The organism is Nonomuraea turcica (assembly GCF_030718205.1).
Lineage (GTDB): Bacteria > Actinomycetota > Actinomycetes > Streptosporangiales > Streptosporangiaceae > Nonomuraea.
Genome location: NZ_JAUZQF010000008.1, coordinates 94,256 through 115,903, shown reverse-complemented (window position 1 = coordinate 115,903; position 21,648 = coordinate 94,256). Strand labels below are relative to the sequence as shown.

Sequence of the window (21,648 nt, the reverse complement as noted above, 5' to 3'; positions counted from 1 at the left end):
TCGTAGGTTCCCCGGGCGGCACCCACGGGTTCACCAGCGCGGCAGCGGGTTCATGGGCGGGAGCGGCTTGTCGTACAGCCAGGCGGACAGCAGCGGTCCCACCGGCCGCGAGGCGTGCCGGTGGACGTGGGCGGCGAACCCCATGGTGGTGACGCTCCCGTGCCGCCGCTCGGCCGTCCAGGCGCGCAGGACCGCGAAGAAGACCTGGTCGCCCAGGGCCCGGCGCAACGCGTGCAGGGTCAGCGCGCCCCGCTTGTAGACACGGTCGTCGAACAGCATGGCCGGGCCGGGGTCGGCCAGGGCGAAGTCCTGGGGGAGCAGCGTGAGCCTGTGGTGCCAGCGCTGGGCGTGGTCGTCGGCGGAGGGGCCGCCGGACGCCTCCGACCAGAGCCACTCGGCGTAGGCGGCGAATCCCTCCTGCAGCCAGATGTCGCGCCAGCAGGCCACGGTGAGGCTGTTGCCGAACCACTGGTGCGCCAGCTCGTGCGCGATCAGGCGCTCGGACCCGCGCATGCCGTCGACATGGTTCCTGCCGAAGATCGACATGCCCTGGGCCTCGACCGGGATGTCCAGGTCGTCGTCGGCCACCACGACGGTGTAGCCGCTGAACGGATAGGGCCCGAACAGGTCGGTGAACAGCGCCATCATCTCGCCTTGCCGGCCGAAGTCCCGCCGCACGCGCGTGGCGAGGCGCGCCGGGTGGGCCAGCCGGGTCCCGGCGACCTCGGAGAGCTGGTAACGCCCGATCTGCACGCTCGCCAGGTAGCTCGCCATGGGCTCGCTCTGGTCGTAGATCCACGTCGTGTTCCCGGCCGTGCGGCGCCGCTCGACCAGCACGCCGTTCGCGATGGCCTGGTACGGCGACGCGGTGGTCACAGAGATCCGGTAGGACGCCTTGTCGCCGGGCCGGTCGTTGCACGGGAACCAGGAAGGCGCGCCGATCGGCTGCCCGGCCACGAGCGCGCCGTCGGTCAGCTCCTCCCAGCCGAGGCCGCCCCAGGGGCTCGGCACCGGCACGGGGCTGCCCGAGTAGCGCACCTCGACCTCGGCCCGCGCTCCCGCCGGCAGCGGGCGCGGCAAGGTCACGCGCAGTTTGCCCTTGCCGGGCGAATATCGGGCCGAGCCGCCGTCCACCGTGACGCTCGACACCCGGAACTTGCCGAGGTCCAGGTCGAGGGCGGTAAGGGGCTCGGCGGCGGACACCGTCAGCCTTGCCGTGCCGTCGAGCCGGTTGGCCGGGACCCGGTACTTCAGCGTCAGGTCGTAGTGCGTGACGCCGTACCGGTGGTCGCCGTGCCCTGGGAAATACGACGTCATCGCCACGCCGAGATGGGGTTGCCGAACCACCTGGCCCGGCTCGGCACGGTCTCACCGCGCATGACCAGCGAGGCGGGACCGATCGTGGTGTCGGCGCCCACCCGCGCGGCCGGCAGCACCACGCCGTGCGGTCCCAGCGTCGCGCCGGCCTCGAGCGTCACCGTGTCCATGCTCATGACCCGGTCATGGAAGAGATGCGTCTGCAGGACACAACCGCGGTTGACGCAGGCCCCGTCGCCAAGGGTCACCAGATCCGCTTCGGGAAGCCAGTACGTGTCACAGGTGACTCCATGTCCGATCCGTGCCCCAAGTGAGCGCAGCCACACGTTCAGCGGCGCAGTGCCCAGCCACGGCTGCGCGAACCAGGGCGCCGCCAGCACCTCGACGAAGTTGTCCGCCAGCTCGTTACGCCACACGAACGAGCTCCACAGCGGCTTGTTCCCACTCCGGATCCGGCCGACCAGCGCCCACTTGGCGGCCGTCGCGACCGCCGCCGCGACCACTCCGGCGGCCAGCATGACGACACCGGCCAGGGCGGCTGTCCCGGCGAAGCCGTACCGTGCCGCGAGCGCTTCGAAGGCGGCGGCGACCAGGACGGCGAGTGCGACCGCGCACATCGCGGGCACCACCCGGAATCCCTCGACGATTGCCCTGGCGGCCTTGAACCGCGCGGGCGGGTCGTAGGTCCGGCTCCGGTCGGCCTCTTCGGCGGTGCGGCGCAGCTCGATGGGCGGCATGCCCACGTACGACGAGCCGGATTTGGCCTTCTTCGGCGCCGCCGACAGCACCCCGACCAGGCCGTCCTTGGGCACCTTGCGCCCCGGTGCGGTCATCCCGGAATTGCCGAGGAAGGCGCGCTTGCCGATGCGCGCGGAGGCGATGCGCATCCAGCCGCCGTCCAGCTCGTACGGGGCGAGCATCGTGTCGTCCGCCAGGAAGGCGCCGTCGCCGACCGACGTCATCGTCGGCAGGGCGAGGACCGTGGACAGTTCGACGCCGCGGCCCACCTTCATACCGAGGGCCCGCAGCCACGCGGGAGTCAGGACGCTCGCGTACAACGGGAAGAGCCAGACGCGTGCCGCGGCCATCAGCCGTCCCGTCGCCCAGGCCTGCCACGCCTGGCGGCTGTGCACCGGGTGGTTTCCCGGACGCAGGCGCAGCCCGAGCAGCCGCACGCTGACCAGCGTGACCAGGGCGAAGGCCGCCATGCCGGTGATCGTCGCCAGCGGTACGCCGGCCAGGGCGGAGGCGAGGGCCTCGCCGAGCGTGCGTGCGTCCCCGGCGAACGCGGCCAGAACCGCGAGGCCGGCTCCGGCAGCGACCGCCGGGAGCAGGCTGAGCGCGATGGCGGTCAGGCTGTACAACGTCGCCCAGAAGCGGGACCGGACGGCTCGCTCTCCTGGTTTGCGTGACTTGCCCTGCCGGAACGCCGGCGCGCCGGCCCAGAGCTCGCCTGCGGGCACGGTGCCGGCGACCGCCGATCCCGGCGCGATCCTGGAGTTCTTCCCGATCCTGGCACCGGGCAGCAGCGTCGAGCGGGAGCCGACGGTGGCGCCCGCGCCGATCCGGATCTCGCCGATGTGCAGCAGGTCGCCGTCGTACCAGTGGCCGCTGAGGTCGACCTCCTGCTCGACCGACGCGCCCCGGCCCAGCCTGAGCAGTCCTGTGACGGGCGGAGGCGAGTGCAGATCGGCCTCCGCGCCGACCTTGGCGCCGAGCATCCGGGCGTACCACGTCATCCAGGGGGCGCTGGCCAGGTCGGGGACGCCGAGTCTGGCCGCGAACTGCTCGGCGAACCACAGTCTCAGATGCACGCCGCCACCGCGTGGGTGGCTGCCCGGCCGTACGCCGCGCAGCAACAGCCGAGCCAGCCCCGCGGACAGGCCCATCCGCCCCATGGGGGTGACGAACGCCAGCGCGCCCAGGGCGACCCACCACCAGGACAGAGCCGGTGCCCACGGCGGCGCGAACAGGTTGTTGAGCGCCGCCAGCAGGACGATCCAGCGCATCGCGCCGGCAGTGAGCAGCGGAACCATGAGCAACGACTGCACGAGAGCGGCCCGCCGGGGCATGGGCGAGACGGGCGGCCGCGCCGGCTCGCGCTCGCCTCTCGCGATCAGGAGCCGCGCCAGCCCGGCGAGCGTCGGCTGTGCGTACACGTCGCCCACCGCCACATCCGGATAGTCGGGGCGCAGCACGGACACCAGCCGGGCCGCGGCCAGGCTGGTGCCGCCGTCGGCGAAGAAGTCCGCATCCGGTCCTTCCGGCGCGACGCCGAGGATGCCGCTCCACCGCTCCGCGAGCAGCGCCTCGGCCGGGCTCCACACGGCCGCGGGCGCGGACGGCTCGGCCAGCGGCCAGGGCAGCGCGTCACGATCGATCTTGCCGGAGGTCCTCGTCGGGAGCGAGTCGACCGGCGCCAGGCGCGGCACCAGGGCGGCGGGGAGCGAGTCGGCGAGCAGCTCGCGCGCCTCACCTGCGTCGAAGCCGGGTCCGGTGACGACATACCCCACGAGCACCTGGTGGCCGCCGCCCGCGGTGCGGACCGCGGCGGCCGCGCCGGTGACGCCCGGCAACGCTTGCAACGCGGCGTCCACCTCGCCCAGCTCGATCCGGCGCCCGCCGAGCTTCACCTGGTCGTCGGCCCGGCCGACGAAGACGAGGCCCTCGGGCTCGGCCCGGACGAGATCACCGCTGCGGTAGGCGCGTTCCCAGCCCAGCGATGGCAGCGGCGCGTACTTCTCGGCGTCTTTCACCGGGTCCAGGTAACGGGCCAGCCCCACGCCCCCGATGACGAGTTCGCCGGTCTCACCCATGGCCACCGGCTCACCCGAGTCGCCGATCACCGCCAGGTCCCACCCGTCGAGGGGCAGCCCGATGCGCACGGGACCCTCGCCGGTGAGCCGCGCGGCGGACGCCACCACCGTCGCCTCGGTGGGCCCGTAGGTGTTCCACACCTCCCGCCCCGGCACGGCGAGCCGCTCGGCCAGCTCGGGAGGGCATGCCTCGCCGCCGAAGATGAGCAGCCGGATCCCGGCGAGGTGCTCGACGGGCCAGAGCGCGGCCAGCGTCGGCACGGTCGAGACCGCTGTCACGCGCTGGGCGGCCAGCCAGGGGCCCAGGTCCATCCCGGTCCGTACGAGGGCTCGCGGCGCGGGCACGAGGCAGGCGCCGTGCCGCCAGGCCAGCCACATCTCCTCGCACGAGGCGTCGAAGGCCACGGAGAGCCCGGCCAGCACCCGATCGCCGGGGCCCAGCGGGCGGTCCGGCAGGAAGAGTCCCGCTTCGGCGTCGGCGAAAGCGGCCGCGGACCGGTGCGTCACCGCGACCCCCTTCGGCCTGCCGGTGGACCCGGACGTGAAGATGATCCACGCGTCGTCGTCCGGGAGCGGCGCCTCCGCAGCCCTCCCCGTGCCCTCGGACAGTGGCGCAGCGGTCTCCGCGTCCACGGACAGCGGCGCAGCGGTCCCCGCGCCACCGTACATCGTCAGCTTGCCGGCGAGGACGGCGTCGACCCCGGCTTCGGCGAAGACCAGTTCGGCGCGCTCGTCCGGGTCGTCGGCGTCGACGGGCACGTACGCGGCGCCGACCGCGAGCACGGCGAGGATGGAGACGTACAACTCGGCGGTTCCCGAGGCGATGCGCACGCCGACTCTGGCGCCGCGGCCGACCCCGGCTTCCGCGAGCTCGGCCGCGACCCGGTCCACCTCGGCGCGCAACGAGCGGTAGTCGAGGCGCACGGTGCCGTCGTCCAGCGCGGGGGCCTCCGGATGACGGCGCGTCGTCTCGTCGAGGATGTCGAGCAACGTGCGCGGTGGCGGCGCGAGCATGCCGGCGGGATAGACGGCGGACGCGGTCCTAGGGCGTAAATCGGCCGAGTGACGAGACAATGCTGCTCCCTGAGTCAGGCGGTCGGTGGCGCCTGCCCGGGAGGGTATCTGCCGCGCATCCACATCATCCGCCACTTTCGTGGCGATCGCGCCACCCCCGTGCCCAACGACCGCTATGTCCGCTGCTATTCCGCGACCTGCGCCGGACTGGCGTTCCACGCGCCGCGTCACATTCCTCCCTCGCCGCGGGTCAGCGCAGTAGAGATCCACGAAAGGGAGGAAGACATCATGTCACCGATTCTGGTCACCGGCGGGACGGGCACGCTGGGGCGCCTGGTGGTGCCGCTGCTGCGGAAGGCCGGTTGCGAGGTAAGGGTGCTCAGCCGGGGCGGCCACGGGCCCGAGAACGGTATCGAGTACGTGACCGGCGACATGTCCACCGGTGAGGGGCTGCAGGCCGCGGTGGACGGCGTCGAGACGATCGTGCACTGCGCGGGAAGCGCCAAGGGCGATGAGGTCAAGGCCCGCAACCTGGTGCAGGCGGCGTCGCGGGCGGGCGCCCCGCATGTGGTGTATATCTCGGTCGTCGGCGCCGACCGGGTCCCGGTCGTCAGCGGCATCGACCGCGCCATGTTCGGCTACTTCGCGGCCAAGCGGGAAGCCGAGCAGGTCATCACCGCGTCCGGACTGCCGTGGACCACCCTGCGCGCCACCCAGTTCCACGACTGGGTCTGGACGACGCTGGGGACGATGGCCAAGCTGCCGGTGCTGATGACGTGGGGCGGTGCCAGGTTCCAGCCGGTCGACGCAGGCGAGGTGGCGGCCCGGCTGGTCGAGCTCGCCCTGGACGAGCCCGCCGGGCTCGTGCCCGACATCGCCGGGCCGCGCGTGTACAGGATGGAGGAGCTGGCCCGCGACTATGTGAAGGCCACCGGCAAACGCCGGCTGATCCTGCCGGTGCGGAGCCCGGGCAAGGCCGCGGCCGCGTTCCGGGCCGGCGCCAACCTTGCCCCGGACCACGCCGTCGGCCGCCGGACCTGGGAGGACTTCCTGGCCGAGCAGAAGCGCCGAGGCCGCTAGGAGGGGACCGGCACTGCGGGGAGCAGCAGAGGCGCGGCCGCGGTGCGGAGCTCGTCGCTGAACGGCGCCGGCCGGAAGGTGGCGGGATCCAGATTGACGTTGACGCGATAGCCCTCCGCGTACACCACCGAGCGGTCCGCCGACAGCACACGGAAGCCGTACACCCCGCTCGTACGGCCAAGACGATCGATCCAGAAGTGCACCAGCGGCTCGCCCACCCCCGCGATAGGCACGTTGTAGGTCACCTTGAACTCCCGCACGGCCAGGAACACGTCCTTGAACGCCGACGCGGCGGCGTCGGGGGCCCAGCCGAGCCGGTGCCAGTAGGCGCTGATCGCCCGCTCGACCAGCAAGGCATACCGGGAGTTGTGCAGCAGGCCCATCGCGTCGAGGTCATCGAAATGCACCTGGACAGGCTCACAAACGCCGTATTCCATCATGTCAATCCTCCGGGAGCAGCTCAGGGTGAGGGGAGAGGGTGCGCAGCCGCTGGAGCACGGCACGGCGGGCATGAGCGAGAACGGCCGGCCCGTCGAGCAGCCGGGAATGGATGATGACCATCTCGCCGAGTGCGTCGATCTCGTAGGCGAGCTGGGCCGGGTCCACGCTCTCGGCCAGCTCGCCCAGCTCCACGGCGCCGGCCACCAGCCGCCTGATGAACTCCTGCCACTCGCGCATGGCCCGCGCGAGGCGGTCGTGCACGGCTCCGGGCCGGTCGTCGAACTCGGCCTGCACGGCGAAGAAGAAACACCCGCCGGGCAGCACGCCGTCGCCGTAGAACGCCAGCCGCGCCTCGTGCAGCGCGAACAGGCGCCGCACGCCCGCGGGGGCGCGCAGGGCGGGCCCGACCACCTGCTCGGTCCATTGGCGGGTGGCCCATTCCACCGCATCAAGCTGCAGTTTCTCCTTGTCGCGCCAGTGCGCGAAAAGTCCGGACTTGCTGATGCCGGTCGTCGTCGCCAGCCGTCCCAAGGAGAGCCCGGCCAGGCCTTCGACGGAGGCCAGCCCCACTGCCTGCTGGAGGATCGTCTCGCGGCTGCGCATCCCCCGTAGCAGCCGGCCGTCTTGCGTCATGCGGCTCAGACTATATGAACGACCGATCGGTCGTAAAGTTGAGCCGGGAATGCCGGGCCGTACACCCGCGTTGAGGCGGGCAGATGTAATTGAATATTCAACAGCCAGGAGGGATCATGCCCGCCATCACCGCCGACACCCTGACGCTGCCGCGCGTCGCCGTCCCCGATCCGACCGCGGTCGCACGCCGCCCCGTGCGGTCGGTGACGACCGCGCCCAGCGGGTTCGAGGGCGAGGGCTTCCCGGTGCGGCGCGCCTTCGCCGGCGTGCCGCAGTCCGCGCTGGACCCGTTCATTCACATGGACCAGATGGGCGAAGTCGAGTACGCCCCCGGCGAGCCCAAGGGCACCCCCTGGCACCCGCACCGCGGCTTCGAGACCGTCACCTACATCATGGACGGCATCTTCGAGCACCAGGACTCCAACGGCGGCGGTGGCACGATCACCGACGGCGACACGCAGTGGATGACCGCGGGGTCCGGGCTGCTGCACATCGAGAAGCCCCCGGAGCACCTGGTGGTGTCGGGCGGGCTGTTCCACGGCGTCCAGCTGTGGGTCAACCTGCCCCGCGCCCACAAGTTCCACCTGCCCCGCTACCAGGACATCCGCGGTCGCCAGACGGCGCTGCTCGCCTCGGCCGACGGCGGCGCGCTGCTGCGGGTGATCGCCGGTGAGCTGGACGGGCACGCCGGTCCCGGTGTCACGTTCACCCCGATCACGATGGTGCACGCGACCGTGAGCCCCGGAGCGCGGCTGGAGCTGCCGTGGAACCCCGGCTTCAACGCGCTCGCGTACGTGCTGGCCGGGCAGGGCTACGCCGGGGACGAACGCCGGCCGGTACGCAAGGGACAACTGGCCGTCTTCGGCCAGGGCGGGGCGCTCACCGTCGCCGCCGACACCGCCCAGCCCCAGGCCGAGCCCAACCTGGAGGTGCTGCTGCTCGGCGGGCAGCCGATCCGGGAGCCGGTCGTGCACTACGGCCCCTTCGTGATGAACACCCGCGCCGAGATCGTTCAGGCGATGGAGGACTACCAGGCCGGCCGCCTGGGCGTCGTCCCCGCCGAACGCGTCCCGCACGCCGAGGGGCCCGTCCCCGGAAAGGAGTGAGATGGTGATCGAGAACCTGGCCGAGGAGTACGAGCGCGGCCGCCTGTTCTTCGCCGCGGAGGACTACATCGGGGCCGCTCGCATCCTGGCCGGGGTGGTCGAGGCGGCCCCGGAGAACCTGGCGAGCCGGCTGCTGCTGGCCCGTGCCTACTACCACTCGGCCCAGCTCGGCCGGGCGGAGGCCGAGCTCCGGCTGGTCCTGGAGCGCGACCCGGCCGAGGGGTACGCCTGCCTGCTGCTCGGCCGTACGCTGCAGCGCCAGAACAGGCCGAAGGACGCGGAGCCGTACCTGCGGCTCCATGCCGCGATGACCGGAGAGTGACCCGCCTAGACGCGCTGCAGCAGGAGGGAGACGAAGCCGAGCACCCCACGGTAACCGGTGAGCCACATGTCACGGTGCTGTCTCATGGCGGCCATGGCCTGCTCGCCGTCGGGGCCGGGGTTGGCGGCGGCCCAGCGGGCCAGGGTGCCGGTCCACGACAGCTCGTACTCGTCCCATTCGGCCAGGTCGCTCACATGGCCGTAGACAGTCAGCCAGCCGCCGGACTCGGCCGCCGCGATCGTGCCCGCCAGGTCCGGGAACGTGCCGATGGCCTCGGCGAGGGCGGGATCGGGAGTGCGCTCCCAGAATCCCTCGCCGACCAGCGCCAGCCCGCCGGGGCGGACGAAGCGGGAGACGGCGTCCATGGTCTCCTTCAGCCCGCCGAAGGCGTGGGTGGAGCCTACGCAGAGCACCAGGTCGTACGGGTCGGCGGCGGGAAAGTCCGCGGCGGGCGTCAGCTGCAGTGACAGCCGGTCGGTCAGGCCACGGGCGGCGGCGGACCGTTCGGCGGCGGAAAGGGCGTGCGGGGAGAGGTCCACGCCGTCGGCGACGGCCGACGGGACGAGTTCGAGCGCCCGCAGCGACCACGCGGCCTCGCCGCAGCCGAGGTCGAGGATGCGGGCGCCGTCCGGCAGCTCTGCCCGGCGCAGCAACCGGTCGAGGTTGGCGTCTGTGATGGGGGCGGCGATCGGATGGTCGCGGTGAGCGATGGCGCTGATCAGCTGTCGGTCCATGCCGCCCATTCTCAGACGGCGGCCGCGTGGCCGCGGACCAGGCGGCCGACCTCGGCGCGCAGGTGCACGAAGTCGGGGTGCTCGCGGGTGGAGATCTGGTCACGCGGCCCGGGCAGGTCCACCTTGAGGTCGCCGACCACGTGCGCCGGGGCCTTGGACAACACCACCACGCGGTCGCCGACGTAGACGCTCTCGTCGATGTCGTGCGTGATGAGCACGATCGTCATCTGGTGGTGGCCGCGCACCTTGAGCACCAGGTCTTCCAGGTCCTCCCTGGTCTGCGCGTCCACGGAGCCGAACGGCTCGTCCATGAGCAACAACGACGGCCGGTACGCCAGCGCCCGCGCGATCGCCACCCGCTGCTGCATGCCGCCCGACAGCTGGAACGGGTATTTGCGCTCCGCGCCCGACAGCCCCACCGACTCCAGCGCCTCGAGGGCGGCCTCGCGGCGGGCCTTCTTGTCCATGCGCTTGCGGCGCAGCGGCAGGGCCACGTTGTCGGCCACCGACATCCACGGGAACAACGAGCGGCTGTAGTCCTGGAAGACCACGGCCAGGTTGTCCGGCGTCTGGCGCACGAGATTGCCCTCGACCTTGACCTCGCCGCCCGTCGGCGTGATCAGGCCGGCGATCGACCGCAGCAGCGTCGACTTCCCGCAGCCCGACGGCCCGACGATGCACAGCAGCTCGCCCGCGGCGACGCTCAGGTTGAGGCCTTCGATGGCGTGGTGCGCGTTCGGGCTACCGCCGCCGTAGACGTGGGAGAGGTTGTCTATCTCGAGCATGGAGTTCCTTGGGGGGCGGGACCGGCATCAGCACCAGACTCTAGCGGAGCAGGGAAAGCCGGACATGTCGGTCAGGTAAACCTGTTCAGGGCGCTGATCTTACTCCGTGAGTCGCTGGGCGGAGTGGTGCCAGCCGAGCACCCGGCGCTCCACGATGAGGAACAGTTCGTTCAGGAGGTAGCCGAGCACCCCGAGCAGGACGATCCCGGCCCACATGGACAAAGGGTCGGTCTGGTCCTTCGCGAAGGTGATCTGGAATCCGATGCCGTTCGTGGTGCCCGGCAGCAGCTCGGAGAACACCATGACGATCAACGACAGCGACAGGGCCAGCCGCAGCCCGGCGAACATCTTGGGCAACGCCGACGGCAGGATCACCAGGCGCAGCCGCTGGGCCCGCGTCAGCCGGAACACCTGACACGTCTGCAGGTGCATGGGCTCCACCGAGCGGGCGCCGTCGGCGGTGTTGAGCAGCACCGGCCACAGGATGCTGAACATGATGAACGCCAGCTGCATCCGCAGCCCGAACCCGAACACCAGGAACACGCTGACCAGCGCGGGAGGCGGGATCGCCCGCAGGAACTGCAGCACCCCGTCGAGATAGTCGTACACCCGCGCGGACAGCCCCACCGCCAGCCCGAGCACGACGCCGGCCAGCGCGCCCCCGATGAACCCGGCGGTCATCCGGCCGAGGCTCGGCAGGATGTTCTCGATGGCCGCGTCGGTCAGGAACACCGTGGCGGGCGGCCCGGAGAACCACATCGTGTGCATCCGCACCACGATCATGCTGGGCGCCGGGAAGAACGGGCTGCCCGCCGCCCTGGTGGCGGTCTCCCAGACCACGATCAGCACGACGAGCACCAGCCAGCGGAACGCCGCCGTCCGCACGCCCTTGCGGCGCGCGAGCGTGGTCCTGGTCGCGAACGTGGCGACCTCTGCCGTGGCTTTCATCCCGGCTCTCCCAACCGCGCGTGATGCCAGCGGAACGCCAGCCGCTCGGCCGCGACCAGCAACGCGTTCACCGCGACCCCGAACAGCCCCACCCAGCACGCCCCGGCCAGGATGTCGGTCATCCGCGCGGGCATGGCGATGCCGGCGAAGAAGATGAACACGCCGATGCCCTCACCACGGCCGGCCACGATCTCGGTGCTCACGGTCAGGATCAGCGCCACCCCGGTGGCCAGCCGGAAACCGGTCATGATGAAGGGTGCCGACGACGGCAGCGAGACCCGCAGCAGCACGGACAACGGCCCGAAGCCGTACGACCTGAGCGACTCCTTGGCCAGCGGGTCCACGCCGCGCAGGCCGTACATCGTGTTGTAGAGGATCGGCCACAGCGAGGCGTAGACCACGAGCGTGACGCGCAGCTGCAGACCCGTGCCGATCATGAGCGCCACCAGCGGGATCAGCGCGACGGACGGGATCGGCCGCAGGAACTCCACGACCGAGCGGGACGCGGCGTCGATGATCGGCACGCTGCCGAGCAGCAGGCCCAGCGGCACGGCGATCAGCGCCGCGATGCCGAGCCCCATGGCCCAGGCGAGCAGGCTCGTCAGGGCGTGCCCGCGGAAGGCCGGGTCGAACACGAGCGCCATGCCCCGCCCGGCGATCTCCGTGACGGGCGGCAGGTACTCGGAGGAGACCAGGCCGGTCCGGCTGAGCAGCTCGATCAGCGCGGCGAAGGCGAGGGCTCCGGCCGCCCGGCGCGACCACCTTGTGGCGGTCCCGGCCGGGCGGGCGCGGGCCAGGGTCTGAGCGCTCACCCGGAGGTCGTCGGCGACATGAGGGACTTGACCTCGATCGCCTTGCCGAGCCACTGGGCCTCCAGCATCCAGTCGGCCACGCGTTGCAGCCGGACCGGGTTGTCGTTGCTGGAGAAGTACGGGAACGTGACGGTGGCCGCGGTGGCCGCGTCGATCTGAGTGAAGGTCGGCAGCACCTTGGCCACCGCCTCGCGGTTGTTCTCCATCAGCTTGGCCGCGTTGTGGATGGCCCGCTGGAACGCCGCCGCGACCTTCGGGTTCTTGTCGTACCACTCCTGGGTGCTGACGTACCCGGAGATCGGGAACTCGGCCGCGGGGCCGGAGGCCGGGTCGAGGATCTTGCGTGCGCCCATCGAGGCCGTGGCCGCCGTGACCATGGGCTCGCCCAGGTAGGCGGCGTCGATCTGGCCGCTCTTCCACGAGGTCATGATGTTCTGAAACGTCACCGGGACGTACTTGATCGAGGCGGGGTCGACGTTGTTGGCCTTGAGCACCTGGGTGAGGGCCAGCTCCTGGAAGTTCCGCAGGACGTTCACGTTGATCGTCTTGCCTTCGAGGTCCTTGGCCGTCTTGATGGGCGAGTTGGGCAGGGCCATGATGCTCAGCGAGTCGGGGGCGGCCCGCGAGCCCTCGGCCAGGATCCGCAGCTTGAGCGAGCCCTTGTCGTGGGCGGCGAACATGGACACGTAGTTGCCGAACATGGCGTCGATCTCGCCGTTCAGCAACATGGGGATGGCCTCGGGCGCGGCCTGGACGACCTGCGGGGTGACCTCCAGCCCCTCCTTCTCGAAGAGCTTCTGGTCGATGGCGACGTAGATGGCCGCACTGTCGATCGCCGGCAGGGTGGCGATCTTGATCTTCGTCTTCTCCAGGCCACCGGCGGTGGCGGATGGTGGCGCGCTGGCAGTAGTGGAGCCGCCCGTGCTGCACGCGACGGCGCCGAGTGTCAAAGCTAATCCGATGATGGCGGCCCTGGCGGGATGGCCAAGCCTCATGTCAGGGACTCCCTTCAGATGGAGCCGGGGGGTGAGGGGGACCGGGCGGTTTCTGCTGCCGGGGTTGTGTGCCTGACGCACAACAGGGATTGACCGTAGCACCAAATTGGTGGTCATTATCGCGAAGATAACACTTGTGGTTGCAATGTCCGTTTGTCGCTATATCGTGAAATTTTGACGAGATGTAAGAAACTGAGTGTTTGTCCATTTTGGGAAAGGTGGTGTCGACGGGACCTCCGTTACTCCTGGGACAGATCTTGCTCGCGTTCTGTGGGTCTGAAGTGGCTTCTGGGACGCCTGATATTGGACGTTTTCCCAGATGGATGGCGGTCTACCGATTCAGTCCAATTTTTCGGACAATCAGGGATAAACACCTCATCGGGGCACTATTGGTGGTTGGCCCTAGCTAACCCTTGTGCTCAAATGGCGCTTATCTCGACGTACATATTGCCCCACGTGCATTTACCTGCATGGTCACCGAGAATTCCCCTCCCGGGGCGAGAGGTAGCGAAGGCAAGTGAGAACGCAGAGCGCTGAAGCTTCCGCCGACCGCGAGCCGCGCGCGCACCAGAAGCGACGGCCTGCCGCATCGTCGTCTGGCAGGTTCGGGCTGGGCAACTGGCACGTGCGGTCGCGCCTCATCGCGCTGATCGTCGTTCCCACGGCCGTGGCCGTGGGCCTCGGCGGGCTGAACGTGATCACCTCGCTCAACGACGCCAGCACCTACCAGACCCTTCGAGAGGTCGCCGAGGTCAGCGAGCAGCTCGGGGCGGTCACCCACGAGCTGTCCTTCGAACGTGACGAGAGCGCCCTCTGGATCGCCCAAGGCCGCCCCGAGAACCGCGAGGCCCAGCTCCGCACCACCTACAGCCGGGTGAACGCGCTCATCGAGGAGGCCAAGAACCGGGCGCAGGCGATCACCGACTCCCACGCCGAGGCCGTGCGGCCGGTGCTGCGGCGTCTGGAGGAGATCCCGACGCTGCGCGACACGGCCGTCAACGGGAAGATCCAGCCGCTGCCGATGATCCAGAAGTACTCGCAGATCATCGCGGCCCTTCTGCAGTTCCACGACCAGGTCGGCCAGGTCGCGGTCGACGACCAGGTCTCCGACAGCGCCAGCTCGACGGCCGCGATCGCCCGCGCCAAGGAGCAGGCGTCCAAGCAGCGCGGCATCCTGGCCAGTGCGCTGGACAAGAAGGGCTTCGACAGCGGCGAGTTCGACGCGCTCACCGACGCCAAGTCGCGCGAGGAGAGCGAGGAGACGCTCTTCGGCACCCTGGCCAACCTCGAGCAGCTGGAGCTCTACCGCAACACCGTGGTCGGCCGGGACGTGGACCAGACCGACCTGTTCCGGTTGCGGGCCATGGCGCAGTCGGCCGAGGGCAAGGAGCTGAGCATCGGCGTGCCGGCCAACAAGGACGTGGCCACATGGTTCGAGGTCAGCACCGGCAAGATCGACGCACTGCGCAGCGTGGAGAAGGAACTGGCATCCTCGGTGATCCTGCGGGCCCGGACCCTGGAGGAAGGCGCCAACCGCTCGGCGCTGATCTCCGGGGGGCTCATCCTGGTCCTGCTGCTCGTGGTGGTCGCGATCATCTCGCTCATCGCCCGCTCGCTCATCAGGCCGCTGCGCAAGCTGCGCCACGAGGCACTCGACATCGCCGGGCATCGCCTGCCCGAGACCGTGCAGCAGCTGCGTGAGAGCGGCGAGGGTACGGTCGGCCCGGTCGTCCCGATCGGCGTGGACACCCATGACGAGATCGGCGAGGTGGCGCGGGCGTTCGACGAGGTGCACCGCGAGGCCGTGCGGCTGGCCGGCGAGGAGGCGCGGCTGCGCAGCAACGTCAACGCGATGTTCGTGAACCTGTCGCGGCGCAGCCAGACGCTGGTCGAGCGGCAGATCACCCTGATCGACGGCTTGGAGCAGGGCGAGCAGGACGAGCAGCGGCTCGGGAACCTGTTCAAGCTCGACCACCTGGCCACCCGCATGCGGCGCAACAGCGAGAACCTGCTGGTGCTGGCCGGCCAGGACCCGCCGCGCCGGTGGAGCCAGCCAGTGAAGCTGGTCGACGTGGCGCGGGCCTCGCTGTCGGAGGTCGAGAACTACGAGCGCGTCGTGCTGCAGGTGCCCGACGGCGTCTCGGTGGCGGGACAGGCCGTCAACGACGTCATCCACCTGCTCGCCGAGCTGGTGGAGAACGCGTTGTCGTTCTCGCCGCGCGAGACCCGGGTGACGGTGTCGGGCAGCAGGATCGACGGCGGCGGTGTGATGTTGTCGATCACCGACTCCGGCATCGGCATGACGCAGGAGGAGCTGGTCCAGTCCAACGAGCGGCTGACCGACGCGCCGAGCGTCGATGTGTCGGTCTCGCGGCGGATGGGCCTGTTCGTGGTCGCCAGGCTGGCGCACCGGCACGGCATCCGGGTGCAGCTGCGCCCGCACAGCTCCGGTGGGCTGACCGCGATGGTGCTCATCCCGGAGAACATGCTCGGCTCCCAGGCGCCGACCTTCCCCGGCCAGCCGTCCTACAGCGGTAACCAGCCGCCGTCCTACAACCCGCCGGCCATCTTCCCTGGTGACCCGCCTTCGCCGTTCGCACAGTCGCCCGCTGCGGGCGGTGACCAGCCGCCCGCGTTCGGCCGGCCGCCTGCCTTGGCGGGCGACCCGCCGCTCGCCTTCTCCGGCGCGGGGAGCGGCAGGGAGGAGCCGTACTCGGGACCGCATCCCGCGCCGCCCGCCACGGACTGGCCGGAGTCCGCCTACCAGATGGGCCCAGGCCACCCCTCCTTCCCGTCGAACGCCGGGCCGGGCGGCTGGCAGGCCCCGCCGACCCAGTGGCAGCCCGACGCCGGGGCCTGGCCCGCCGAGCCGCGCGGCGCCGGCGGCTACGACAGCTCCGACGTCTGGTCCCCGCCGCGCAACGCGGGCTGGAACGGCAGCAGCCTGCCCAAGCGGTCCGTGCCCGGCTGGAGCGGCGGTGACACGATGCCGCCGCAGCGGCCGGGGTTCGAGTTCACCGACGGCGAACCGGCGGCCGCCGGCCCCATGCCGTCCGTCCCGCCCGCGTCCGCGGGCGACGACTACCTGCCGATCTTCGCCGCTGTGGAGTCCGCCTGGTTCGGGCGGGACAAGAGCTGGAGCTCCACCAAGGCGGACGAGGGCTGGAGCGCTGCGGAGGCGGTTGTGGAGCCCGTGCGTGGTGAATCGACGGCGGCGGGGCTGCCCAAGCGGGTGCCCAAGGCCAACCTGGTGCCCGGCTCGGCCGACACCTCGTCGGCGCCGAAGGGCGTCACGCCGATGCCATCGGTGTCCCCGGACCGGGTGCGCAACCGGCTCTCCAGCTTCCAGCAGGGCTTCCGGGCGGCACGCGATGACATCCACGAGGGCAGGGCGGCGTTCACCTCTGGCCCGCGGAACGACGACAGGGAGGAGGGAGTATGAACGATTTGAGCCATGCGGCACGCGGGGTCGACTGGCTGATCACCGATTTCGTCAGTACGGTCCCGGGTGTCGCGCATGCGGTGGTCGTCTCATCTGACGGGCTGCCACTGGCGGCCTCGTCGGGTTTCCCGGCCGACCGGGCTGATCAGCTGGCCGCCATCGCGTCGGGGCTGGTGAGCCTGACGCAGGGGGCGGCCAGGGTGTTCGAGGGGGGTGCGGTCAATCAGACGATCGTGGAGATGCAGCGCGGGCTCATGCTGATCATGTCGATCAGCGACGGCTCGTGCCTGGCGGTGCTTGCCGCCCCGGACTGCGACATGGGTCTGGTGGCGTACCAGATGACACTGATGGTCGACCGCGCCGGTCAGGTGCTGACTCCGGCTGTGCGCGCGGAGCTGCGTGCCAGCCAGACCAGGTGATGTACACGTGACAGACCCACGATGGACCAGCCGCGAATGGGCGTCCCCGCCAGAGCCACAGGCCCAGCCGCAGCTGAACCCAGACCCCGCTTCGCCCGTCCGTCCGTACGCGGTGACAGGTGGACGGACGGCGCCGCGGGTCAAACTGGCGATGGAGGCTCTGGTGTCCTCGGCCACGGCCGAGCACCGGGAGTTCTCGCATATCACGCCGGAGTACCAGGCGATCAGTCAACTGTGCCGGCAGGTCCGGTCCGTGGCGGAGGTGTCGGCCCTGCTGCGGATTCCCCTCGGCGTGGCACGCGTGCTGATCGCTGACATGGCGGCCGAAGGCCTGGTCCGCGTGCACCAGCCACAGCTGGACGCCGGACGGCCCGACGTTAATCTGCTCGAAAGGGTGCTCAGTGGACTTCGCAGGCTCTAGCCCCGGCCTCACCTCGACGAAGATCGTGGTGGCTGGAGGTTTCGGGGTGGGCAAGACGACGTTCGTCGGTGCGGTGTCGGAGATCATGCCGTTGACGACGGAGGCGGTGATGACCGACGCCTCGGCGGGGATCGACGACCTCGGCATGACGCCGCTGAAGTCGACCACCACCGTCGCGATGGACTTCGGCCGGGTCTCCCTCGACCGTGACCTGATCCTTTATCTGTTCGGCACGCCTGGACAGCACCGGTTCTGGTTCATGTGGGACGACCTGGTGCGCGGCGCGATCGGCGCCGTCGTACTGGTGGACACCCGCCGTCTTGCCGACAGTTTTCCGGCGATCGACTATTTCGAAGAAGCGCAGCTGCCGTTCATCGTGGGCGTCAACGGCTGGGACGGCCAATATCCGCACAGCGACACCGAGGTGCGCGACGCCCTGACCCTGGCGCCGCACATCCCGCTGGTGCGGCTCGACGCCCGCAAGAAGGACTCGGTGAAGAGCACGTTGATCAACCTCGTCGAGCACGCGCTCACGGTGCGGATGGCCGTGCCGGGCTGGGGCAGTTAGCCCCCGGCGGCGCCAGGAAATCCTGACGATCACGCCGGAGGCCCTCGCTCAGCGGGGACCGGCCTCGATGAGGCTCGCCCCGGAGCCCATCTCGATGACCTCGCCGATCGCCAGATCCGCCCGCCCGAGCAGCGCCGCGTATTCCTCGCGGCTGCGCTCCGCGCCCCCGTTGAAGATCGCCAGCATCCGCAGGTCGATGTCCTTGCCCAGATGCGGCGCCTCGTCGTCGGGCAACACCACCTCGAGGACCAGGACGCGACCGCCCGGGTTCATGGCCTGGCGGACGTTGCGCAGGATCTTGACGGCATCCTCGTCGTCCCAGTTGTGCAGCACACTGGCCAGTAGATAGACGTCGCCGCCGGCCGGGACCGAGGCGAAGAAGTCACCCGCGACGACCTCCGCCCGGTCCGACAGGCCCGCCGCGGCCAGCGTGCGCGCGGCGTGGGCGGTCACGTGCTCCAGATCGAACAGGATGCCCCGCATCCGCGGGTTGGCGTGCAGGACCGTGGCCAGGATGTGGCCCTTGCCGCCGGCCACGTCGACCATGGTCGCGGTGGCGGGGAAGGCGTAGCGTTTGGCCAGGCCCTCGGTGAGGGGCACGGCCCGGCGCCTCATGTAGTCGTCGAACAGGCTGCTCGACGACGGGTTCTTGGCCAGGTGGTCGTAGAGGTGGCCGTAGCGCTTCACGAAGGCCGAGCTGCCGTCGCGCACCGTGGCGGGGAGCATGCCCAGCGCGTACCAGAAGCCCTCCTCGCCGAGCATGCGGATCGAGGAGCGGACCGAGTCCGGCGCGTCGGACCGCAGGGCGGCGCCTCGCTCGGTGAGGTCGTACGTGTCAGGACCGGCGGGACGAATCAGGTCCTGGCTCGCCAGCTCGCGCAGCACCCGGCGCAGCGAAGGCGCGTGCGCGCCGCAGCGCCTGGCCAGCTCCGCGCCGTCGAGCGGGCCGTGCGCCAGGTGGTCGGCCAGGCCCAGCTCGGCCATGGTCAGCAGAGCCGCGAAACGGGACAGATCGCTTACGGCTCCCCAGAGGAGGTCGTCGGAATGCGGCATGAATTCTTCCAGCGGGATCACGCGTTGCGGTTGGCCTGCCGGTGCCAGACGAGCAGGCGCCGCTCGGCCAGCACGAACAGGGAGTTCACCAGGTAGCCCAGCACCCCGAGCAGGGCGATCGTCGCCCACACCCCCGCGCCGTCGAAGCTGCGCTGGGCCACCAGCAGCTGGTAGCCGATGCCGTCGGTGCTGCCGAACAGCTCCGAGATGACCATGAGGATCAGCGCGAGCGACAGGCTCAGCCGCAGCCCGGCGAAGATCTTCGGCGAGGCGGCCGGGAGGAGCACCACCCGTAGGTACTGGGCCTTCGACAGGTTGAAGACTCTGGCCGTCTCCGTGTACGTGCGGTCCACGGCCCTGACCCCGTCGATGGAGTTGAGCAGCACGGGCCAGATGACGCCGAACACGATCGCGGCCAGCTGCATGGTCAGCCCGGCCTTGAACAGCACCAGGAACAGCGGCAGCAGCAACGGAGGCGGGATGGCCCGGCCGAACTCGATCAGTGGGTCCACGTAGTCGGTCGCCGTCCGCGAGCGCCCGAGCAGCACGCCGAGCACGACGCCGAGCACGGCGGCCAGGATCCAGCCGCTCAACATGCGGCCGAGGCTCGGCAGCAGGTTCTCCACCGCGTCGTCGGTCAGGAAGATCCGCGTGACGGGCCCGGAGAACCACAGCTCGTACATGCGGACGACGATCGTCGTCGGCGGGGGGAAGTCGATGTCCTCCAGCCCACGCGCGATGAACTCCCAGGCGACGAGCACCACAGGGATGACCCAGAACCTGGCGCCGACCTTCACGAGGGTTTTCACGACTCCTGCGCTCCTGTCCGCATGCGGTGCCAGTGGAACAGGCGGCGCTCCCCGGCCAGGAGCGCCAGGTTCGCGATCACGCCGAATATCCCGGCCCAGAACGTCGCCGCCATCATGAGGTCCGTACGGTTGCCGCTGGCGGCCTGGACCACGAAGACGCCGATGCCGGCGGTGCCGCCCGCCAGCAGCTCGGCGCTGACCGCCAGAATCAGCGCGATGCCCGCGGCGATCCTGACTCCCGTCGCGACGAACGGGGCGGCGCTGGGCAGGCTCACCCTGGCGAGCACGGCCAGCGGGCCGAAGCCGAAGCTGCGCAGGGACTCCTTGGCCAGCGGGTCCACGTCCTGCATGCCGTAGAGGGTGTTGATCAGGATCGGCCACATGCAGGCGTACACGATGACCGAGATCTTCATCAGCCCGTCCACCGGGATCAGCAGGATGGCGAGCGGGATGATCGCGACGGAGGGGATCGGGCGCATGAACTCCAGCACGGGCCTGATGGCCCGCTCCACCGGCGGCAGCGCGCCGAGCAGCACGCCCAGGGGGACGGAGATCCCGATCGCGATCAGCAGGCCGAGCGCCCAGTTGGTCAGGGTCGTGCCGAGTCCCGTCAGGAACTCGGGGCTGACCAGGAGGAGCACGGCTTCGTACAGGATGGTCGAGGGGGCGGGGAAGACCACGTCGTCGCTCACGACGAAGCGGATGAGCAGTTCCCCGACGGCAAGGAGCCCCGCGGCGCCGGCGGCGCCGCGGAGCACTCGAGCACTGGTCATCCGGCCGCGGGGGCCGGGATGATGACGGACTTCACGTCGATCGGGCTCGTGATGTACTTGTATTCGAGCAGGAGGTCGGCCACCTTCTGCAGGCGGTTCGCGGTCAGCTCGGTCGGGTAGCTCAGCGGCGTGATCACGGACGCGGTCTTCGCGTCGATCTTCGTGTACGTCGGCAGAGCCGTCTCGAGCTCCTTACGGTCGGTCGAGACGTCCTTCAGCGCCTTGGCGACCGCCCGCTGGAACGCGGCCAGCGTCTTCGGGTACTTCTGCGCCCATTCCTCGGTGACCGACCAGCCGGAGATGGGGAAGTTCTCGGTCTGGCCGGTCATCGTGTCGGCCAGCTTGCGGAAGCCGAGCGTGCTCTGGGTGGAGGTGATGAAGGGCTCGACCATCCAGGCCGCGTCGGCCAGGCCGGTGTTGAGCGCGTTGCCCATCTCGGGGAACGCGACTTCCTTGTACTTGACGTCGTCCTTGGTGAGTCCAGCCACCTTGAGCTGCGTCTCCACGGCGAGCGTGGCGATGTTGCCGAGAGTGTTGACCGCGACGGTCTTGCCCTTCAGGTCCGCCACCGTCTTGATGGGCGAATCCTTCGGGACCATGATGTTGAACGTGTTCGGGGCGCCCTGGGAGGCCTCCGCGACGAGCTTGATCTTCTGGCCCTTGCTGACGGCCACCAACCCCGACACGTAGTTCTGGAGCGTGGCGTCGAGAGCACCGCTCAGGAGCTGCGGCATCGCAGCCGCGCCACCGGTGATGACCACCGGCTCGACCGTCAGGCCCTCCTGCTTGAAGTAGCCCTTGTTCACCGCAATGTAGAGCGATACGGAGTCAGGGATCGGGATCGCCCCGACCTTGATGGTGGTCTTCTCCAAGCCGTTGGCGCCGGTCGACGCGGTCGTGGAACTGTCGGAGCCGCTACAGCCGGCAAGCACTAGGGCGACTGCGACGCCGAGTGCGACGGCGCTGCAGCGCAGTTTGCGTGTCATCGGGGGGTTCTCCTACCAGGGGGAAGTTCTGGAGACGGCACAGGTTACCGGGCGTGAAGCGTACCGGAAGGGGGACTCCGATCGGCAGCGGTCCGCCGCGTATGGGAGTTTTATCGATTGAAGATGACGGTAAACGACTATAGATGTAAATATATAGACAAAGGGCGCTTTGTT

20 protein-coding genes are annotated in these 21,648 nt (G+C 70.2%); 7 read left to right on the top strand and 13 right to left on the bottom strand.

The window, feature by feature from the left end; genetic code table 11:
• Positions 1-30 precede the first annotated feature (30 nt).
• Together Q9G87_RS21700 and Q9G87_RS21695 are read right to left on the bottom strand one after the other, a co-directional pair.
• Positions 31-1,317 (bottom strand): M1 family metallopeptidase, encoded by a 1,287-nt coding sequence (locus tag Q9G87_RS21700; protein WP_305918522.1) that lies wholly within the window; start codon positions 1,315-1,317, stop codon positions 31-33.
• Positions 1,314-5,147, bottom strand: a complete 3,834-nt coding sequence (locus Q9G87_RS21695) for a Pls/PosA family non-ribosomal peptide synthetase (RefSeq protein WP_305918243.1) — start codon at positions 5,145-5,147, stop codon at positions 1,314-1,316. Before Q9G87_RS21695 ends, Q9G87_RS21700 begins: the two co-directional genes overlap by 4 nt.
• A gap of 288 nt (positions 5,148-5,435) precedes the next feature.
• Between Q9G87_RS21695 and Q9G87_RS21690 the strand changes: the two genes are divergently transcribed.
• Positions 5,436-6,227 (top strand): SDR family oxidoreductase, encoded by a 792-nt coding sequence (locus Q9G87_RS21690; RefSeq protein ID WP_305918242.1) that lies wholly within the window; start codon positions 5,436-5,438, stop codon positions 6,225-6,227.
• Here the strand turns inward: Q9G87_RS21690 and Q9G87_RS21685 are convergent.
• Positions 6,224-6,634, bottom strand: a complete 411-nt coding sequence (locus Q9G87_RS21685; RefSeq protein WP_305918241.1) for an acyl-CoA thioesterase — start codon at positions 6,632-6,634, stop codon at positions 6,224-6,226. The genes Q9G87_RS21690 and Q9G87_RS21685 overlap by 4 nt on opposite strands.
• 34 nt (positions 6,635-6,668) lie before the next feature.
• Positions 6,669-7,301, bottom strand: a complete 633-nt coding sequence (locus tag Q9G87_RS21680) for a TetR/AcrR family transcriptional regulator (protein WP_305918240.1) — start codon at positions 7,299-7,301, stop codon at positions 6,669-6,671.
• A gap of 116 nt (positions 7,302-7,417) precedes the next feature.
• On the opposite strand from Q9G87_RS21680, the gene Q9G87_RS21675 reads away from it, so the two are divergent.
• On the top strand, positions 7,418-8,407 hold the full coding sequence (locus Q9G87_RS21675) for a pirin family protein (protein ID WP_305918239.1): 990 nt from the start codon (positions 7,418-7,420) through the stop codon (positions 8,405-8,407).
• Between the two features lies 1 nt (position 8,408).
• Positions 8,409-8,729 carry a tetratricopeptide repeat protein gene (locus tag Q9G87_RS21670; RefSeq protein WP_305918238.1) on the top strand — a complete coding sequence of 107 codons (321 nt, stop codon included), beginning with the start codon at positions 8,409-8,411 and terminating at the stop codon, positions 8,727-8,729.
• Positions 8,730-8,734: 5 nt separating this feature from the next.
• Here the strand turns inward: Q9G87_RS21670 and Q9G87_RS21665 are convergent, their stop codons facing one another.
• From Q9G87_RS21665 to Q9G87_RS21645, 5 genes are all read right to left on the bottom strand, one after another.
• Entirely contained in the window at positions 8,735-9,463 is a 729-nt protein-coding gene (locus Q9G87_RS21665) for an SAM-dependent methyltransferase (protein WP_305918237.1), read from the bottom strand.
• An 11-nt stretch (positions 9,464-9,474) separates the two neighbouring features.
• Positions 9,475-10,248 (bottom strand): ABC transporter ATP-binding protein, encoded by a 774-nt coding sequence (locus Q9G87_RS21660; RefSeq protein ID WP_305918236.1) that lies wholly within the window; start codon positions 10,246-10,248, stop codon positions 9,475-9,477.
• Positions 10,249-10,347: 99 nt separating this feature from the next.
• Positions 10,348-11,196 carry an ABC transporter permease gene (locus tag Q9G87_RS21655; RefSeq protein ID WP_305918235.1) on the bottom strand — a complete coding sequence of 283 codons (849 nt, stop codon included), beginning with the start codon at positions 11,194-11,196 and terminating at the stop codon, positions 10,348-10,350.
• Positions 11,193-12,008, bottom strand: coding sequence for an ABC transporter permease (locus tag Q9G87_RS21650; RefSeq protein ID WP_305918234.1), 816 nt, complete (start codon positions 12,006-12,008; stop codon positions 11,193-11,195). The genes Q9G87_RS21655 and Q9G87_RS21650 overlap by 4 nt, the downstream gene beginning before the upstream one ends.
• Positions 12,005-13,003, bottom strand: a complete 999-nt coding sequence (locus Q9G87_RS21645; protein WP_305918233.1) for an ABC transporter substrate-binding protein — start codon at positions 13,001-13,003, stop codon at positions 12,005-12,007. Before Q9G87_RS21645 ends, Q9G87_RS21650 begins: the two co-directional genes overlap by 4 nt.
• 517 nt (positions 13,004-13,520) lie before the next feature.
• Here Q9G87_RS21645 and Q9G87_RS21640 point away from each other — a divergent pair.
• From Q9G87_RS21640 to Q9G87_RS21625, 4 genes are all read left to right on the top strand, one after another.
• The gene (locus Q9G87_RS21640) at positions 13,521-16,445 is read left to right on the top strand and encodes a sensor histidine kinase (protein WP_305918232.1); all 2,925 of its coding nucleotides are present in this window, start codon (positions 13,521-13,523) and stop codon (positions 16,443-16,445) included.
• Positions 16,442-16,864 (top strand): roadblock/LC7 domain-containing protein, encoded by a 423-nt coding sequence (locus Q9G87_RS21635; RefSeq protein WP_020546542.1) that lies wholly within the window; start codon positions 16,442-16,444, stop codon positions 16,862-16,864. Before Q9G87_RS21640 ends, Q9G87_RS21635 begins: the two co-directional genes overlap by 4 nt.
• Before the next feature lie 73 nt (positions 16,865-16,937).
• The gene (locus Q9G87_RS21630; protein ID WP_305918521.1) at positions 16,938-17,285 is read left to right on the top strand and encodes a DUF742 domain-containing protein; all 348 of its coding nucleotides are present in this window, start codon (positions 16,938-16,940) and stop codon (positions 17,283-17,285) included.
• Positions 17,266-17,853, top strand: a complete 588-nt coding sequence (locus Q9G87_RS21625; RefSeq protein ID WP_305918231.1) for a GTP-binding protein — start codon at positions 17,266-17,268, stop codon at positions 17,851-17,853. The genes Q9G87_RS21630 and Q9G87_RS21625 overlap by 20 nt, the downstream gene beginning before the upstream one ends.
• A 48-nt stretch (positions 17,854-17,901) precedes the next feature.
• On the opposite strand, the gene Q9G87_RS21620 is transcribed toward Q9G87_RS21625, so the two are convergent.
• From Q9G87_RS21620 to Q9G87_RS21605, 4 genes are read right to left on the bottom strand one after another with little or no spacing between them, the layout of a single operon-like run.
• On the bottom strand, positions 17,902-18,906 hold the full coding sequence (locus tag Q9G87_RS21620) for a methyltransferase (RefSeq protein ID WP_305918230.1): 1,005 nt from the start codon (positions 18,904-18,906) through the stop codon (positions 17,902-17,904).
• A 17-nt stretch (positions 18,907-18,923) separates the two neighbouring features.
• A complete protein-coding gene (locus Q9G87_RS21615) occupies positions 18,924-19,715 on the bottom strand; it encodes an ABC transporter permease (protein WP_305918229.1) in 792 nt (263 codons plus the stop codon).
• Positions 19,712-20,488, bottom strand: a complete 777-nt coding sequence (locus Q9G87_RS21610) for an ABC transporter permease (RefSeq protein ID WP_305918228.1) — start codon at positions 20,486-20,488, stop codon at positions 19,712-19,714. Before Q9G87_RS21610 ends, Q9G87_RS21615 begins: the two co-directional genes overlap by 4 nt.
• The gene (locus Q9G87_RS21605) at positions 20,485-21,474 is read right to left on the bottom strand and encodes an ABC transporter substrate-binding protein (protein WP_305918227.1); all 990 of its coding nucleotides are present in this window, start codon (positions 21,472-21,474) and stop codon (positions 20,485-20,487) included. The genes Q9G87_RS21610 and Q9G87_RS21605 overlap by 4 nt, the downstream gene beginning before the upstream one ends.
• Positions 21,475-21,648 lie beyond the last annotated feature (174 nt).

Bases quoted from the DNA above. Each gene is read 5' to 3' on its own strand.
- Q9G87_RS21605 (WP_305918227.1), bottom strand. From the start codon at position 21,474: ATGACACGCAAACTGCGCTGCAGCGCCGTCGCACTCGGCGTCGCAGTC.
- Q9G87_RS21680 (WP_305918240.1), bottom strand. From the start codon at position 7,301: ATGACGCAAGACGGCCGGCTGCTACGGGGGATGCGCAGCCGCGAGACG.
- Q9G87_RS21610 (WP_305918228.1), bottom strand. From the start codon at position 20,488: ATGACCAGTGCTCGAGTGCTCCGCGGCGCCGCCGGCGCCGCGGGGCTC.
- Q9G87_RS21670 (WP_305918238.1), top strand. From the start codon at position 8,409: ATGGTGATCGAGAACCTGGCCGAGGAGTACGAGCGCGGCCGCCTGTTC.
- Q9G87_RS21675 (WP_305918239.1), top strand. From the start codon at position 7,418: ATGCCCGCCATCACCGCCGACACCCTGACGCTGCCGCGCGTCGCCGTC.
- Q9G87_RS21655 (WP_305918235.1), bottom strand. From the start codon at position 11,196: ATGAAAGCCACGGCAGAGGTCGCCACGTTCGCGACCAGGACCACGCTC.
- Q9G87_RS21665 (WP_305918237.1), bottom strand. From the start codon at position 9,463: ATGGACCGACAGCTGATCAGCGCCATCGCTCACCGCGACCATCCGATC.
- Q9G87_RS21660 (WP_305918236.1), bottom strand. From the start codon at position 10,248: ATGCTCGAGATAGACAACCTCTCCCACGTCTACGGCGGCGGTAGCCCG.
- Q9G87_RS21635 (WP_020546542.1), top strand. From the start codon at position 16,442: ATGAACGATTTGAGCCATGCGGCACGCGGGGTCGACTGGCTGATCACC.
- Q9G87_RS21700 (WP_305918522.1), bottom strand. From the start codon at position 1,317: ATGACGTCGTATTTCCCAGGGCACGGCGACCACCGGTACGGCGTCACG.
- Q9G87_RS21695 (WP_305918243.1), bottom strand. From the start codon at position 5,147: ATGCTCGCGCCGCCACCGCGCACGTTGCTCGACATCCTCGACGAGACG.
- Q9G87_RS21620 (WP_305918230.1), bottom strand. From the start codon at position 18,906: ATGCCGCATTCCGACGACCTCCTCTGGGGAGCCGTAAGCGATCTGTCC.
- Q9G87_RS21645 (WP_305918233.1), bottom strand. From the start codon at position 13,003: ATGAGGCTTGGCCATCCCGCCAGGGCCGCCATCATCGGATTAGCTTTG.
- Q9G87_RS21690 (WP_305918242.1), top strand. From the start codon at position 5,436: ATGTCACCGATTCTGGTCACCGGCGGGACGGGCACGCTGGGGCGCCTG.